This is a genomic window from Parapedobacter lycopersici (genome assembly GCF_040395035.1).
In the GTDB taxonomy this organism is placed as follows: domain Bacteria; phylum Bacteroidota; class Bacteroidia; order Sphingobacteriales; family Sphingobacteriaceae; genus Parapedobacter; species Parapedobacter lycopersici_A.
The window spans coordinates 1-16,330 of record NZ_JBEBRB010000058.1 but is presented as its reverse complement, the minus strand read 5'-3'; the positions used below and the strand labels follow the sequence as shown (position 1 = coordinate 16,330).

Here is a 16,330-nt window from a genome sequence, read left to right as displayed (position 1 = left end):
ATAACGAATACGGCAGCAAAACAACGGTTTATTTCTTTGAAAAGGGCAAACCCACACCCGATGTATTGCAACTCGACACCCCGCATTTCGATCGGCTCCAATACCACCCCGTTGCGGTATACATTAAAAACGAACAGGGCGTCGCCTCGCTTATGACAACGCCTTAGTTATTTGGATATGTTGCTGTGGCCAACTGCCGCTTTACCCAATGTCATTGGCCATGATAACCTTGGCTAGTTCGTTCTGTAAACCAAAAGATCCAATATAAGCCGAGCTTTAACGTTTCCCATCAGCCTAGCTTATTGACCAGATGGAATTCTTCTTGACCAGATGGAATTCTTCGACTCTTCTTCGAGTGTTGTTCGAGTCCGCTTCGACTCTTCTTCGAGACTCGTTCGACCCTTGTTCGAGTCGGCTTCGACCGCGCTTCGGGACTGATCGGCGTGCAATCCGTTGCGTTCCGAAGAAATCCGAAGGATTCCCGAGGCAGTCTCGAAGGAATACCGAACAATTGTAGAAGCAACCTGCAACAAAACTCGAACAATAGTTTACGTAATCGACCATCGAATACTACCTAAATCACGGTCGTATTCTCATTACCGCAGGCTGATTGTAGCGATTCCTGCTTGCTTTCCCCCTGTCGGCGTCCATAGGGAATTTGGAAAGTTGAACTGCGAAGTAAAATCAACAGGCACGTCATGCGTATAAAATTTGATTTGCCGTGCCTTAAATTGGGAAAGATCAATTCCTGGAATGGCAATTTCCGCTGCAATATCTGGGAAACTGAATGTTTCCTGCCCTCGTGGTGCAAATACAAGAACTTCGATGTAACCTTCGCCCGTGCCCACGTACGGCTTATTTTCAAAATATACATGGTAATATCCGAAGTCACCGTTAACATCCATATCGAAATCAGTAATACTTGGCTTATTCACATTAGCTTGGATATCCCATGCTATGATACTTTCGGGGATACTTCCGTAATACACACTGGAAAACGACACATCTCCTTGGGTATAGGAAACTTGCGTATTTAGCGTTTCAACAAGGTCTTCAGGATAAAAAACACCCACCGAGTTGCCGGAAACCATTTTCTCTGCAAAAGTGTAGAATTCACCGTAATCGCGATGAACCTTACCATAGGCTGTCACATAAACCCGGGAAAGGCCTGAGGGAAAATGGATGGTTTTCTTAGCGGGAATAAGGTTGGCCTGCGTAGCATCCAGTTCCACCTTGGTACTTCCAGCAGGGATGTCAAATAAACCGTACTTGGCACTACCATTTCGCTCGATCATGAGCAAACTTTTACTTCCCGTAGTATATGGCAACGAATAATCATAATCCGGACTCACTGGAAGTTGATAATAAAGGGCATCGGTGCTCACCAATAGGTGATCGTATTCCGGAACATTGTTAACCTCGAAGGGAATCGGCGCATGATATTCATTTAAACGGCCTGTATTACGACCGATATCGTTGTTACTCAAATGAGCCCCCCGGTTAATGCTCACAACATGTGTAATGAGAGGAGGTATACCGTCCACTGTAGATACCCTGGTCAGGTTGAGCTTACTGCTGTTGAATGCTTCGGAAGGATACAACGACACAACATCGTCGTACGTCCCGTCGTTAACAAAATCGGCTCGCCCAACTACTTGTCCGGCGGAATCCGTAATGAAATAAGTCGCCGCATCTCCCCTCCCAAATAAAAGGTTCCGGTCAATTTTGACTAAAACATTGCTGATGACCACACTCGCTGCCTGTTCCTTTTTATTACCAGCCTCATCGCTGACAACGACCTTCAGACTATACGTTCCGTCCGGCAAATCCAGCGTATTTAAGCTCAGGGAGAGTGAATCTGCCGTTGCTGAGGCGACTAATTCGTCATTGGCAAACACTTCGATGCTTTTGATGCCCGAGCTGTGCTCCGCTTTAATTTCTGCGGTTAGGGTATTGCGCAGGGTATCGTTTGACTTGATCCCGGTGACGGTCAATTCAATGGGTGTTGAATCCGGAGGATCTACGTGATTGATTTCCTTGCTTTTGCTGCAGGAAAGTGCGAAAGCCAGCGCCGACAGGCACAGCGCACTTGTTGTAACTCTTTTCATAACTGATTAGTTGGTTCTTATAATTGGTTGTGCTGATTTAAGCTGATGCTAACCTAACTAAAATCCACTATATTTCAAAACAAAAAAGGTGCTGCCCGAAATGGGGCAGCACCTGACAATAACTTACTGTATATAAGCCGTTACGGCCGGCTGTGGTAATTCGGTGCTTCCTTGGTAATAGTAATATTGTGCGGATGGCTCTCACGGAGGCCGGCACCGGTTATTTTCACAAACCGTGCTTTCTGTAGGTCTTCAATGGTAGCCGCGCCGCAGTAACCCATGCTGGCCCGCAGCCCGCCTACATATTGGTAAACCACCTCGGCAAGCGTGCCCTTATAGGCTACCCGGCCGACGATTCCCTCGGGAACGAGTTTTTTGATATCGTCCTCGACATCCTGGAAATAGCGGTCCTTCGAACCGTGCTCCATGGCTTCCACTGATCCCATGCCGCGGTAGGATTTAAACTTCCGGCCTTCGTAAATAATGGTTTCGCCGGGCGCTTCTTCGACACCAGCAAACAGTGATCCGGCCATTACCGTACTTGCGCCCGCGGCAATCGCCTTGGCTATATCGCCGGTTTGCTTGATACCACCGTCGGCAATTACCGGAATTCCGCTGCCGCGGAGTGCCTTAGCCACCTCATATACGGCATACAATTGCGGAACACCTACACCGGCGATGATACGGGTGGTACAGATGGAGCCCGGACCGATACCTACTTTAACGGCGTCGGCTCCTGCCTCAGCCAGTGCCAGCGCGGCATCTCCGGTTGCGATATTCCCAACGATGACCTGCAGGTCGGGAAACGCGGCTTTTACTTCCCTGAGTTTATCGATTACCCCCTTGGAATGCCCGTGTGCCGTATCGATGGTTACCACATCCACCCCTGCTTTGACCAGTGCCTCTACCCGCTCCATAGTATCCGCTGTTACGCCCACTGCGGCGCCGACCAATAGCCTGCCATGACTGTCTTTGGCCGCATTCGGAAAATGTTTGTATTTCTGGATATCCTTAAAGGTAATAAGGCCTACGAGGATATGCTCATCATCAACAACCGGCAGCTTTTCGATCTTGTGATTTTGAAGGATACTTTCTGCTTTCAATAAATCCGTACCCACCGGTGCCACCACCAATCCTTCCCGGGTCATGAGTTCGTTGATGGGCCGTTTCATGTCCTTTTGAAAACGCAGGTCCCGGTTGGTCACAATGCCGACCAGCCTGTTGCCCGCATCTACAATGGGAATGCCACCGATCTTGTGGTCCTTCATGATTTTGAACGCATCTCCAACAGTCGCGCTTGCATTGAGTGTCACCGGATCCTGTATCATGCCGCTTTCCGATCGCTTGACCTTGCGCACTTCGGCAGCCTGATTGGCAATGCTCATGTTTTTGTGCAGCATTCCTAAGCCGCCGGCCTGGGCGATGGCAATAGCCAGGTCTGCGCCGGTCACGGTATCCATTGCCGCGGAAACCAATGGAATATTAAGCCTGATGGCTCGGGTTAATTGCGTGCTGGTATCCACATTTCTGGGCAATACTTCGGAATATGCGGGAATTAACAGTACATCGTCGTAGGTGAGGCCCTCAGCTACGAATTTTTCGGGATCTAAATGCATGGCAAATATCTGTTGGGGTTACTATTTGCCGGGCAAATTTACTCATTTTTTATATTTCCTGCAATACATGACAATATAATACTGCATGAAAAAGCACATTCTTCTTTTTTGGTATTTTTTTTGCGGCTATGCCGTAATGCCTGCTTGGCATTAACTGTTTAAACAATCATATTAAATTAACAACTATGAAAAAACTTACACTTGCTGCTTTCTGTGGATTATTGATGCTGGCCTTTCAATTTGAGGCCAAGGCCCAGTCATACCGTACCGGTGCGGGCCTGTTTATCGATGCGGGTGACGGACGGACGTTTGTAGGGCCGCATCTCAAGCATTTCTTCTCTGCGAACAATGCGGGTCAGTTCATGATTTTATTTGCCGACCGGACTACGCTTATCGGAGCGGAATATTCCTACAATCAGGGAATATCCGGAGCAAATGGCCTTTCCTGGTATATCGGTATTGGACCGCAGGTGGCTATCCGCAAAGAGAACTCCGAGTTTGCAATCCGCCCGCTTGGTGGTCTGGAGTTCAAAATTCCTTCGGCCCCGATAGCGGCCAGTTTCGATTGGCGTCCGTTGTGGGCACTGGGAGAGTACTCTGATTTTATACCCGGACGTTTCGGCATTGGGTTTAAATTCACGTTTTAACCAACCCCATTGATCAGATAACATAACCCCGCAATTGCGGGGTTTTTTGTTGTACTTTTACCGGGAATTAGCACGTCTTATGCACCGGAACATAACTACCCAACGCATTGCCATTGGCATCGCATTTTTCGTTTACGGATTATGCTTCGCTTCGTGGGCATCGAGGATCCCGGACATCCGAAATATGCTGGGTTTGTCGGAAGCGCAATTAGGTTTTGTGCTTTTCGCATTGCCGGTGGGCACGCTGGTTTCGCTGCCCGCATCGGGCTGGCTGGTCGGCCGGATCGGCAGTAAGCGGATTGCAATTGGCGCTGCTGCCTGTTATGCATTGTTATTAATCGGCATCGGCTATTGGAATAACATGTACAGCCTGATGGTGAATCTGATGTTCTTCGGGGCGGCCGGCAACCTGCTTAATATTTCGATCAACACACAGGCCGTCGCGTTGAGCAGGCATTATGAAAAACCGATCATGGGTGCTTTTCATGGCATGTGGAGCATCGCCGGTTTTGTCGGTGCGGGTATCGGTGCCCTGATGATTGACGGACGGGTCTCTCCTTTCCATCATTTTATATCAATTGCCACGTTAACGCTGGTATGCATTGCAGGGATATCGGCATACCTCATTGCGCAGGACGAAGCACCTACAGGCAAACGCGAACCGCTGTTTTCCATACCGGACAAGCCACTGGCCATATTGGGCGTGATCGCGTTTTGCGCCATGATTGGGGAGGGAGCACTCTACGACTGGAGTGGTATTTATATGGAAAAGGTGGTCGGGGCAAAACAGGAACTGGTTGGTTACGGTTTAAGCGCTTTTTTGTTCAGTATGGCAGCTGGGCGTTTTTTATCTGACTGGACGGTGCGCCGGATGGGCTATAAAAACACGTTGCTGTTCAGCGGAGGCATGACCTCAACCGGCTTGCTGATTGCCGTTGCTTTCCCTGGGTTCGGCACGGTTATCGCTGCCTTTCTGCTTGTGGGGATCGGCTCCTCGGCCATCATTCCACTGGTGTACAGCCTGGCCGGGAAGTCAGGGAAACTCTCGCCGGGAGCTGCGCTGGCGGCGGTAACCACCATCGGTTTCTGTGGTTTTCTGATCGGTCCGCCACTCATCGGTTTCATGGCCGAATTTATCGGCCTGCGCATTGCCTATGCAACCATCGCCTTCATGGGAATGATCATTATGCTCCTGACAACCAAGATAAAAGGTACAGCCGCGTAAGCCCTATTCAGGGGTTTGAAGAAACTGCAAAACTCCGCTTTATATATACATTTTTTTTATACCTTTGCCATCTTGACAAAAACGCATACAATTAAAAACAAACGAATACAAGCTAACGAAAATGCAAGGTAAAGGGTTGATTAATTTTTTGGTAATAGTAGTCACCATAGCGTGCCTCTATTCCCTGTCATTCACGTTCGTGACCCGCAAAGTAGAACGTGATGCAGCTGCCTATGCCCAGGGGGATATTGCAAAGGAAAAAGCATACCTGGATTCCATGGCCGGTGAAGTGGTGTACAATTTAGGCGTTGCGCAATACACGTACCGCGAAGCGAAGGGAAATGAAATTGCGCTTGGGCTGGACCTGAAAGGCGGCATGAACGTAACGATGGAAGTGTCGTTGCAGGAGCTGATCAGGAACCTGGCGAATGATCCCAAGGACGAAAACTTCAATAAGGCGCTTGAGGAAGCTACCGCGCGTAGCCGCTCCAGTCAGGACAGCTACGTCAGCCTGTTTGTCGATGCATACAGCACCCTGAGCCCGGGTGGTTCCCTGGCCACTTTTTTTGCTACCAAAGATAATGCGGCGTACGTAAAAGCCAATAGCACGAATGCACAGGTACAGACTTTCCTTGAAGGCCAGGCCAGCAGCGCTATCGACAACACGTTCCAGGTATTGCGGACCCGTATTGATAAATTCGGTGTTACCTCGCCGAATATCCAGATGCAGCAGGGTACCAACCGCATCCTGATTGAGCTGCCGGGTGTAACGGATGAAGGCCGTGTGCGTAAGCTTTTACAGGGATCGGCACGACTGGAATTCTGGGAAACATACGACAACATGGAAGTGTATTCCATGTTGGACAACGTCAACCGTGCGTTAGCGGCAACTTTAAAAGATACCGAGGCAACGAACACAACTGCGGCTGATACCACACAGGCTTCGTCCTCCGGCTTACTGGCAACATTAGGTGGTGGAACGGATTCCGTGAGTACCGATTCGTCAACCAACGCGCTGGCACAGCAAAATCCATTATTCAGCCTGCTGAACCCGTCAACAGCCATGGCTCCCAATAACCAGGTGGTATTAGCACCCGGTCCGATTGTAGGGTTCTCCCTGCTGCGTGATACAGCCAAAGTAAACCGCCTGCTGGAAAATCCGGTAGTAAAACAGATTATCCCGGCGAATGTGCAGTTGCTGTGGGGTGTCAAACCCAGTCCGCGTACGCCAAATCAGTTGGAACTATATGCTGTTAAACCTACCGGCCTTGAAGCCGGGCCGGTATTGAGCGGCAATGTGATTACTGACGCCAAGGACGATTTTGACCCGCAATCGAACAGCCCGATGGTAACCATGTACATGAACAGTGAGGGAGCACGGGAATGGCGCCGGATTACGGCATCGGCATCCGCCGACCCGAATAACAAACGGGCGATTGCGATTGTATTGGATGGCGTGGTTTATTCCGCACCTACGGTACAGGGTGAGATCCCCAACGGCGTATCGCAGATTACCGGAAATTTCAGCATTGAAGACACTAAAGACCTCGCGAACGTGCTTAAGGCCGGCCGGTTGCCGACGACGGCGAAAATTGTAGAAGAAGCCATCGTAGGCCCATCACTGGGTCAGGCAGCGATTGATGCCGGGGTCAATTCATCTATCATCGGTCTCGTTGTTGTGCTCATTTTTATGATCCTCTATTATAACCGTGGTGGATGGGTAGCCAACATTGCAGTATTATTCAACGTGTTCTTTATCATGGGGGTGCTGGCGTCGCTGAATGCCGTATTAACCCTGCCGGGTATTGCGGGGATCGTACTGACGATGGGGACGGCCGTGGACGCCAACGTGTTGATCTATGAACGGATACGGGAAGAGCTAAGCATGGGCAAATCCATCCGGCAGGCTATTGCCGATGGTTATAAGCACGCCATGTCTTCCATCCTCGACTCGCAGATTACGACCTTCCTGACCGGTCTTATTCTCTTCTTCTTCGGCAGCGGCCCAATCCTGGGCTTCGCTACCACGTTGATGGTGGGTATCATCACTTCGCTGTTTACCTCGATCTTCATTACGCGCGTCATCTTTGAATGGATGCTGGCAAAAGACTGGAAAATTAGCGTATCGCGGCCATGGAGTGAAAAAACACTGCAGAACGCCAACTACGGTTTTGTGCAGAACCGCAAGAAATTTTACCTGTTCTCTGCGCTGTTCCTGGTGATTGGCATCATATCCATCTTCACGAAAGGTTTCAGCCTTGGTGTGGATTTTCAGGGGGGACGGACCTATACAGTACAATTTGAACAGCCTGTGAACCTCGAAGAGGTACGTGATAACCTGAACGATATTTTCCAGATGAATACGGAAGTCAAAACGTTCGGAAGCGCTAACCAGGTGCGGGTAACCACGGCATACCACATTGAGGAAACCAGTGATGAGGCCGACCAGGAAGTGCTGAGCAAACTGAATGAAGGACTATCCAAGATATCCGGCAACCCGCATGAGATTGTGAGTTCGCAGAAAGTCGGGCCTACCATCGCAAACGACATGAAGATGCGTGCAATATATGCCGCCATCGCTTCGGTTATTGTGATTGCGCTGTATATTCTACTGCGTTTCCGGAAGTGGCAGTTCAGTGTGGCAGCCGCCATTACAACGGTGAACGATGCGGTGGTGATTCTTGCACTATTCTCGTTGCTGGACGGCATTGTTCCGTTTTCACTGGACATCGACCAGCATTTTGTTGCCGCCATCCTTACGGTAGTGGGTTATTCCATTAACGACACCGTGGTGGTATTCGACCGCCTCCGGGAATACCTGGGTATGCCCAGCCGTAAAAAGGATCATATTGGCGACACGGTTAATCTGGCCATTAACCGGACACTCAGCCGTACCGTAGTAACGTCACTGACGGTGATTTTCGTACTGGCCGTGCTTTTTGTATTCGGCGGTGAAGTAATCCGCGGCTTTTCATTTGCCATCCTGGTCGGTATCGTTGTGGGAACATACTCTTCTATCTTCCTCGCGGCACCGTTGATTGTTGACCTGCAGGGCAAAACACCGGAAGAAGACGCCGCTGCAGCAAAGGCAGCTAATGAAACGGCGCTTAAACCGGCCAAGGCTTAACAATAAGGTTATACTAAAAATAAAGAAGGCTATTGGGATCCCAATAGCCTTCTTTATTTTTAGCTTGATAATTATGTGTGGAATCAAACCCGTTTTTCAATTATAATCCTATTTTTGTGGCATTGTAACCAAAATAGCGCCTATCGGCCGACTGCGCTGTGCGATACAACGGCTAACTGTCGGCGGCAACAGTTTCTCCTACGTTCCTTAGTGTCCTTGGTCCTGGAACTGTTCAGGGAAGGACAATTATGCAAATAACCAACTAAATAACCATTCATGAAGTTACACACAAAGATTTTTATTGGTATGGTATTCGGCATTGCAGCCGGACTGATCATTAAAAGCCTTGGATTGTCCCCTGCTACGCTGGATACCATCATCCACTGGGTGGAGCCGGTCGGCCGTATATTCATGAACCTCATCTTCATGATGGTTATTCCGCTGATCCTGTCTGCGCTCATCCTCGGCATTGCGGAAATCGGCGATGTAAAAAAGCTCGGCCGGATGGGCATGAAATTACTGATCTATACCATCGTGGTGAGTTTTGTAGCGGTGATGATCGGCATTACCATGGTCAATGTTTTCAATCCCGGCAGCACGATATCGGAAGAAACCCGGGAATACCTTATCGGCCAGTTCGGCAGTGAAGCCGCAGCGGCTAATGCACAGGCCGTTGAAATAGAACAGGACGAACGGACAGTGGGCGATATTATTGCACAGATCATACCACGAAACCCCTTCCAGGAGATGGTTAACGCCTTCGATGCCGGGCACACGGGCGGCGGGCTGCTTTCTGTTATGTTTTTCGCGCTGATCTTCGGCATTGCCATGGCCGCCGTAGGCGAGGAAAAGACAGCCACGCTCAAAAGCTTTTTGGAGGGCCTCTACGAGGTCGTGATTAAAGTCATTGGCTACGCCATGGCGCTGGCGCCTTACGGTGTTGCCGCACTGCTGTTCAATATGGTACTCAACGTAGGTGCCGATTTCCTGCTCTCCCTGCTTTGGTACGTGCTGATTGTACTGGGCGCGTTAGCCATACATCAATTTGTTGTATATTCCATTGTGCTTAAATATTTCGCTAAGCGCAATCCCGTTACGTTCATGCGGGATATCGGCGAGGTCACGCTTACGGCATTTTCCACCAGCTCAAGCAACGCTACCCTACCCACGGCCATACGGGTCAGTATCGAAAAACTCAAAATTCCCAAACCGATCGCCCACTTCGTGCTGACGATCGGAAGCACAGGCAACCAGAACGGAACCGCCCTGTTTGAAGGGATCACCGTGCTGTTCCTTGCACAGGTATTCAATGTTGACCTCAGCATCGGCTCCCAGATCACTGTGGTATTCTTATGTATACTGGCCGGCGTGGGAACAGCTGGGGTACCCGGAGGCTCGTTGCCGGTAATTGTAACCATTCTCATCTCCATCGGCGTGCCGGGGGAAGCGATTGCCCTTATTTACGGTGTCGACCGGATACTGGATATGTCGCGTACGGTATTAAATGTTAATGGCGACATTACCGCCGCGGCCTATATCCAGCATGTCGAGGAAAAAGCCGGACGGCTCCATGAGGCACCAGCCGGCGGCGCACAGCAGGAATAGAAGCCTCCATCCCCCCTATTTCACCTTGGTCTGCTTGTAATTCTAATGGATTACTCATATATTTGTCATACTAATTATTATTGTACGAATGGAACAATATAATGCTTATTCCCAACTACTGGAACGGACGGCCCGCCGGGTAAAACAGTATGCGCAGTATCAGTTTAATTGCCAGCAGTTCGGCATTACGGTCGATCAGTGGACGATTCTGAAAAACCTGAACCAATATGCTGATCTTGCGCAAAAGGAACTGGCCGAATACTGCGGAAAAGACCAGCCGACACTGACGCGGATCGTCGATCTGCTGGTCGGGAAGCAGCTGGTGGAACGGCGTCCCCATCCAAACGACCGGCGAAGCTTCGTCGTTCACCTGACTCCTACCGGAAAGGCCAAGGTGGAAACGCTTTCCGGCCGGGTGGGCTCAATACGCATGCAGGCGTGGAAAAACTTAAACGAAGCTGATTTTGAGCACTTAAAACGAATCCTTGACACCATCTATGATAACCTGGATGTACGAAAAGGGGAAACCGACCAAGTTCCGGCGACGGAATGGCTGTCGGATAAAATAGAATAGCACATATGAATAAGACCATGATAACAACGGATATCTGCATCATCGGGGCTGGCCCAGTGGGGCTGTTTGCTGTTTTTGAGGCTGGACTACTGAAAATGCGCTGCCATTTAATTGATGTGCTGCCGCAGGTAGGCGGTCAGCTGTCGGAGATTTATCCGCACAAACCCATTTACGATATTCCCGGGTATCCTGCTGTTCAGGCGCAACAGCTGGTAGACAACCTCATGCAACAGATCGAGCCATTCAACCCTTCCTTTACCCTCGGTGAGCGGGTTGAATCACTGGAAAGGCAACCCGATGGTTCTTATCATATCGGCAGCAATGAGGGAACGGTCATTCATGCACAGGTGATTGTTATTGCGGCCGGACTGGGTTCATTTGAGCCGCGTAAGCCGGAAATTCCGGGACTGGCCGCCTTCGAGGGTAAGGGCATCAGCTACATGGTCCGGAACCCCGAAACATTCCGCGATAAGCGCATCGTGATTGCCGGAGGTGGCGATTCCGCATTGGACTGGACCATATTTCTCAGTGACATTGCCGCGGAGGTGACGCTGGTACACCGCAGTGACAGCTTCCGCGGTGCGCCTGACTCAGCGGAGAAGGTTTTCAGTCTCGGCAACACCGGCAAAATCAGGCTACTGCTCCAGAGCCAGCTAAGCAGTGTCTATGGCAACGGAAAGCTGAGCCACGTTGGGATAACCGGAAAAGACCGGCCTGAGTACCGCCTGGAAACGGATGCACTGATTCCGCTATTCGGACTGAGTCCGAAACTCGGCCCGATTGCCGACTGGGGATTAACCATCGACAGGTCTGCCATCGCCGTCGATACTGTCGATTATTCCACGGCCATAGAGCGGATCTATGCCATCGGCGACATCAATACGTATCCCGGTAAACTGAAGCTGATTCTGTGTGGCTTCCATGAAGCTGCGCTGATGGCCCAGAGTGCATTCCGGTATGTACATCCCAATGAACGGCTGAGTTTCAAATACACGACCGTGAACGGGATTAATACGTTTTAATAGTGAATTTAATAATCAATTGACATGAATGAACTAATTCATATTTCCGTGGAGAATCAAGCGGGTGAAAGCCATCAATTGGCCATTCCTACCGACATCAATCTCAGCCTGATGGAAGTGCTGAAGGCGTCGGAATACGATATTCTTGCTACCTGCGGCGGCATGGCGCTGTGTGCGACCTGCCATATCCAGGTGATCGACGGGGCAGATCAACTGGCTCCGTTAACCGAAGCTGAACTGGATATGCTTGATACGCTTCCGGATGCCGCTGACAACAGCAGGTTATCCTGTCAAATCCGGATGTCGCCTGCACTTGACGGCTTAAAAATCCGCATATTTTGAAACAATTAACAGGACCCACGGGTTCCTGTTAAAGGGAGTTGCACAAAAACACAGACACATGGAAACAGCAGACACCAAAAAATTCCCCCGGGTAGTGATCATCGGTGGTGGATTCGGCGGCATCGAAGTAGCAAAAGGCCTTAAAAACAAAGAGGTAGAAGTCTTGCTCCTCGACCGTAATAACCACCACACCTTTCAGCCACTCCTCTACCAGGTTGCTACGGGGACCCTGGACGCACCCTCCATTGCCTTTCCGCTCCGGAAGATGTTCAGGAAACAGCCGAACTTCAAATTCCGGATGACCGAAGTGAAGGCAATAGACGACAAACGGAAAGTACTGGATACCGATATCGGGCCGATTTCATACGATTACCTGGTTATTGCCACCGGCGCAACAACCAATTTCTTCGGCAACCAGGGTGTTGAACAATATGCTATGCCCATGAAAAGCGTACGGGAAGCGGTCAATATCCGCAGCTTCCTGTTGCAGAATATCGAGGAATCGCTGTTAAAAACATCCAGGGAGGATCAGGAGGCATTCCTGAACATTGTAGTGGTAGGCGGCGGGCCCACCGGCGTCGAACTGTCAGGCGCCATTGCGGAAATCCGCAACCATATCCTCATAAAGGACTACCCCGAACTCAAGAAAGAGGACATGACGGTTTACCTGGTCGAGGGGTTACCGCGTGTATTAAATGCGCTGTCGCCACAGGCTTCCGAAAAGGCGGAACTGTACCTCCGGGAACTGGGGGTGCGCGTGCTGTTAAACGAACAGGTGACGGCATACGACGGGGAAGTCATTCACTTTGCAAACGGCCGGCACATCAAAACCCGGACGGTATTATGGTCGGCCGGCGTCAAAGGGGAAATTCCGGAGGGAATCGATGCACAGGCAATTGTGCGCGGAAACCGCATACAGACCGATGAAACATGCCGGGTAATGGGCATGCACGATGTATTTGCTATCGGTGACGTATCCGCTATCATCACCGAGGATACGCCAAGAGGACATCCCGGTGTGGCGCCGGTGGCCCAGCAGCAGGGAAGATTACTCGCCAAAAATATCGTACACCTGCTCCAACATCAACCAACGGAGAAATTTAAGTATTTCGACAAAGGTTCCATGGCCACCATTGGCCGCAACAAGGCCGTTGTAGACATCGGGAAAATCCGGTTTCAGGGCTTTTTTGCCTGGTGGGTATGGATGTTTGTCCACTTAATGTCACTTGTGGGTTTCCGGAACCGGGTTGTCACATTTATCAACTGGGTAATCAGTTACATAACCTTCAATGCCGGCATCCGGCTGATTATTCACAAATACGTCCGCAAGACACCCCGGGAAGCGGCCGTTGCGGAAGAGCAAATCACATAAAAATATTGTAATTTGCAGCCATGGACAACAAGACAATTGCACGGACCTTCAGGCTGTATGGGCAATTAATGGAGCTGCATGGCGAAAATCCGTTCCGCACGAAGGCCATTACTTCGTTGGCTTTCAAACTGGACAAATTTCCCTTCGCCCTGAATACGCTTTCGACGGAAGCGTTAAGCGAATTGCCGGGAATTGGCAAAAGCACAGCCCAAAAAATCACCGCCCTGCTGCAACGGGGGGCTTTTGACGAGCTGGACGCGCTACAGGCAGCCACTCCGGACGGTATTCTGGAAATGCTGCGTATCAAAGGTCTGGGTGCAAAAAAGACACAGGTCATCTGGCGGGCACTGGGCATTGAGTCTATGGGCGAGCTTTATTATGCCTGCAATGAAAACCGGCTGGTAACGGTAAAGGGATTCGGGTTAAAGACACAGGAAGAGATCAAAAAAATCATCGAATTTTCGATGGCAAACCGGGGATGGTTCCTGTATGCGAGTATTGAAAATACGGCTGAGGGGATCCTGGAACAGTTGCGGCAGTTGCTGCCTCCGGAGACACTTATAGCGTACACAGGCGACTTCCGCCGGAAAAACGAAATACTGCAATCGGTGGATATCATTGCGGCCGTTGAACGCCAGCAACTGGAGCAGGCAATCGCACGCATAGCCACGCTGACCACAGGGTCAGACCATAAGGACACCTACCTGGAGGCGACCGACAACAACGGGCTTCTGTTCCGGTTTCTCGCCGTCACTGCCGGTGATTTTCACCAGCAATGGCTCATCAGCACCGGAGCAGCAGAGCACGTTGCTTTACTGGAACAAGCCGGCGGCGGACAGCTCCCCAAACGCGAATCGGAGACCGCCATTTACCGCGCCCTGGGGTTTGATTACATTGAGCCCGAACTGCGTGAAGGCGGCAATGAACTTGATCTGGCAAAATCGGGTGCCTTACCTACCCTGATTACGTACCGGGATCTCCGGGGTGCGCTGCACAACCACAGCACCTATAGCGACGGGGTAAACACACTGGAAGAAATGGCGTTGTATTGCCGGGATGTGCTGAAGCTGGATTACCTGGGGATATGCGACCACTCGAAGACCGCGGTTTATGCCAATGGCCTACCCATTGCGCGCATCCAGGAGCAATGGGCCGAAATTGAAGCCCTCAACCACAAGCTTGCTCCGTTCCGCATATTTAAAGGCATCGAATCGGACATTCTGAGCGACGGCTCATTGGACTACCCCGATGAAATACTGGCCGGGTTTGATTTTGTGGTGGCTTCCATCCATGGGAACTTGAAAATGGAAGAGGAAAAAGCTACACACCGCTTGCTGAAAGCGATTGAAAACCCGTATACCACCATACTCGGACACCCTACTGGCCGGCTGCTGCTGAGCCGCCCGGGTTACCCCATTGACTACCGCCGGGTCATTGACGCCTGTGCGGAACACGGCGTGGTAATGGAGATCAACGCAAATCCGCTACGGCTCGATCTCGACTGGCGATGGCATCGTTACGCGTTGGAAAAGAATGTATTATTATCCATCAACCCGGATGCGCACCGGGTCTCGGGCTTCCACGACATGCAATATGGCATATATGCCGCCCGCAAAGGGGGGGTGGCAAGTAAAAACTGCCTTAACGCTTTTTCGTTGGCGGAGATTTCGGCATTTTTCCAGCAGCGCAGCCAGCGCGCTTCGCTCCTGTCCGGTAACCGGCAATTCATCACTGATTTACCTTAGAAAACGCTTTTCTACGATGAAAAGACTGTTGACCATATGCCTGCTCGGTTGCTTGTTTGCCAGCGCACAAGCCCAGCTGCTGGATGGGCGGGACGCATTCGGGCGGGCCGATTCGCTGCGGGGCCAGCTCACCGACCTGCGTACATGCTACGACATCAATTACTATCACCTGGACGTGCGTGTTGATCCGGATGAACAGACGATCAGCGGGTCAAATCTATTCCGGTTTACGGCAACTGCTGATTTTACGGCGCTGCAATTCGACCTGTTCGATAACCTGACGATCGAGAAGGTAGATTACCACGGCGGAGCACTGCCCGTTGAAAGGGAATTCAACGCCGTGTTCATTCGTTTTCCGGAAAAAATAGCGGAAGGTCGCGTCGATTCCTTTACGGTATATTATTCCGGTCGCCCCATCCGGGCCAAAAAAGCACCCTGGGATGGTGGCTTCGACTTTAAAAAAGACAGCAAGGGAAATCACTGGATCGCGACCGCCTGCCAGGGCATCGGGGCCAGCGCGTGGTGGCCCAATAAAGACCACCTATCGGACGAGGTGGACAGCATGCTGATCAGTGTCCGGGTACCAAACGGGCTCGTCAACGTGTCTAACGGACGGCTGCGCGACAGTGCCGATACCGACGACGGATATACCCGGTTCGACTGGTTTGTGAGCAATCCCATCAACAACTACAACGTCGCGCTGAACATCGGTGATTATGTGCACCTGGCCGATACGTTCAGGGGCGAACAGGGTACCCTCGACCTGGACTATTGGGTACTCCGCGGAAACGAGGCAAAAGCCCGTGCGCATTTCAGGGCAAACGTAAAACCAATGCTCCGGGCTTTTGAATACTGGTTTGGCCCCTACCCGTTTTATTCGGACGGCTACAAGCTGGTGGAAACACCATACCTGGGCATGGAACACCAGAGTGCAATTGCCTATGGCA

Annotated in this window: 12 protein-coding genes; 10 read left to right on the top strand and 2 right to left on the bottom strand. The window is 50.8% G+C overall.

The features are described 5' to 3' along the window. Nucleotides 1-596: 596 nt before the first annotated feature. The gene (locus ABWO75_RS10875; RefSeq protein ID WP_353185430.1) at nucleotides 597-2,108 is read right to left on the bottom strand and encodes an Ig-like domain-containing protein; all 1,512 of its coding nucleotides are present in this window, start codon (nucleotides 2,106-2,108) and stop codon (nucleotides 597-599) included. A gap of 140 nt (nucleotides 2,109-2,248) precedes the next feature. Next, nucleotides 2,249-3,724: an IMP dehydrogenase gene (gene guaB / locus ABWO75_RS10870; RefSeq protein WP_353185428.1), complete on the bottom strand. Its 1,476-nt coding sequence runs from the start codon at nucleotides 3,722-3,724 to the stop codon at nucleotides 2,249-2,251. A 185-nt stretch (nucleotides 3,725-3,909) separates the two neighbouring features. Between guaB and ABWO75_RS10865 the strand changes: the two genes are divergently transcribed. The 10 genes from ABWO75_RS10865 to ABWO75_RS10820 form a co-directional block, all read left to right on the top strand. Further along, nucleotides 3,910-4,371: a hypothetical protein gene (locus ABWO75_RS10865; protein WP_257656878.1), complete on the top strand. Its 462-nt coding sequence runs from the start codon at nucleotides 3,910-3,912 to the stop codon at nucleotides 4,369-4,371. Between the two features lie 79 nt (nucleotides 4,372-4,450). After that, nucleotides 4,451-5,596 carry an MFS transporter gene (locus ABWO75_RS10860; RefSeq protein WP_353185426.1) on the top strand — a complete coding sequence of 382 codons (1,146 nt, stop codon included), beginning with the start codon at nucleotides 4,451-4,453 and terminating at the stop codon, nucleotides 5,594-5,596. 121 nt (nucleotides 5,597-5,717) lie between these two features. Then, nucleotides 5,718-8,723, top strand: a complete 3,006-nt coding sequence (gene secDF, locus ABWO75_RS10855) for a protein translocase subunit SecDF (protein WP_353185424.1) — start codon at nucleotides 5,718-5,720, stop codon at nucleotides 8,721-8,723. Between the two features lie 276 nt (nucleotides 8,724-8,999). Continuing rightward, nucleotides 9,000-10,328: a dicarboxylate/amino acid:cation symporter gene (locus ABWO75_RS10850; protein ID WP_353185422.1), complete on the top strand. Its 1,329-nt coding sequence runs from the start codon at nucleotides 9,000-9,002 to the stop codon at nucleotides 10,326-10,328. A gap of 88 nt (nucleotides 10,329-10,416) precedes the next feature. After that, nucleotides 10,417-10,902, top strand: coding sequence for a MarR family winged helix-turn-helix transcriptional regulator (locus ABWO75_RS10845; protein WP_353185420.1), 486 nt, complete (start codon nucleotides 10,417-10,419; stop codon nucleotides 10,900-10,902). A 17-nt stretch (nucleotides 10,903-10,919) separates the two neighbouring features. Beyond that, on the top strand, nucleotides 10,920-11,924 hold the full coding sequence (locus tag ABWO75_RS10840; RefSeq protein WP_353185432.1) for an NAD(P)/FAD-dependent oxidoreductase: 1,005 nt from the start codon (nucleotides 10,920-10,922) through the stop codon (nucleotides 11,922-11,924). A gap of 24 nt (nucleotides 11,925-11,948) precedes the next feature. Continuing rightward, on the top strand, nucleotides 11,949-12,266 hold the full coding sequence (locus ABWO75_RS10835; RefSeq protein WP_353185418.1) for a 2Fe-2S iron-sulfur cluster-binding protein: 318 nt from the start codon (nucleotides 11,949-11,951) through the stop codon (nucleotides 12,264-12,266). Between the two features lie 58 nt (nucleotides 12,267-12,324). Then, nucleotides 12,325-13,638 carry an NAD(P)/FAD-dependent oxidoreductase gene (locus ABWO75_RS10830; RefSeq protein WP_353185416.1) on the top strand — a complete coding sequence of 438 codons (1,314 nt, stop codon included), beginning with the start codon at nucleotides 12,325-12,327 and terminating at the stop codon, nucleotides 13,636-13,638. Between the two features lie 20 nt (nucleotides 13,639-13,658). Beyond that, the gene (locus ABWO75_RS10825; RefSeq protein ID WP_353185414.1) at nucleotides 13,659-15,383 is read left to right on the top strand and encodes a helix-hairpin-helix domain-containing protein; all 1,725 of its coding nucleotides are present in this window, start codon (nucleotides 13,659-13,661) and stop codon (nucleotides 15,381-15,383) included. A 16-nt stretch (nucleotides 15,384-15,399) separates the two neighbouring features. Beyond that, the coding region (locus ABWO75_RS10820) for a gluzincin family metallopeptidase (protein WP_502922401.1) at nucleotides 15,400-16,330 on the top strand (931 nt) is incomplete at its 3' end.

Excerpts from the sequence above, each read along its gene's own strand:
- ABWO75_RS10875 (WP_353185430.1), bottom strand. The coding sequence starts at position 2,108 with ATGAAAAGAGTTACAACAAGTGCGCTGTGCCTGTCGGCGCTGGCTTTC.
- guaB (WP_353185428.1), bottom strand. The coding sequence starts at position 3,724 with ATGCATTTAGATCCCGAAAAATTCGTAGCTGAGGGCCTCACCTACGAC.
- ABWO75_RS10865 (WP_257656878.1), top strand. The coding sequence starts at position 3,910 with ATGAAAAAACTTACACTTGCTGCTTTCTGTGGATTATTGATGCTGGCC.
- ABWO75_RS10860 (WP_353185426.1), top strand. The coding sequence starts at position 4,451 with ATGCACCGGAACATAACTACCCAACGCATTGCCATTGGCATCGCATTT.
- secDF (WP_353185424.1), top strand. The coding sequence starts at position 5,718 with ATGCAAGGTAAAGGGTTGATTAATTTTTTGGTAATAGTAGTCACCATA.
- ABWO75_RS10850 (WP_353185422.1), top strand. The coding sequence starts at position 9,000 with ATGAAGTTACACACAAAGATTTTTATTGGTATGGTATTCGGCATTGCA.
- ABWO75_RS10845 (WP_353185420.1), top strand. The coding sequence starts at position 10,417 with ATGGAACAATATAATGCTTATTCCCAACTACTGGAACGGACGGCCCGC.
- ABWO75_RS10840 (WP_353185432.1), top strand. The coding sequence starts at position 10,920 with ATGATAACAACGGATATCTGCATCATCGGGGCTGGCCCAGTGGGGCTG.
- ABWO75_RS10835 (WP_353185418.1), top strand. The coding sequence starts at position 11,949 with ATGAATGAACTAATTCATATTTCCGTGGAGAATCAAGCGGGTGAAAGC.
- ABWO75_RS10830 (WP_353185416.1), top strand. The coding sequence starts at position 12,325 with ATGGAAACAGCAGACACCAAAAAATTCCCCCGGGTAGTGATCATCGGT.
- ABWO75_RS10825 (WP_353185414.1), top strand. The coding sequence starts at position 13,659 with ATGGACAACAAGACAATTGCACGGACCTTCAGGCTGTATGGGCAATTA.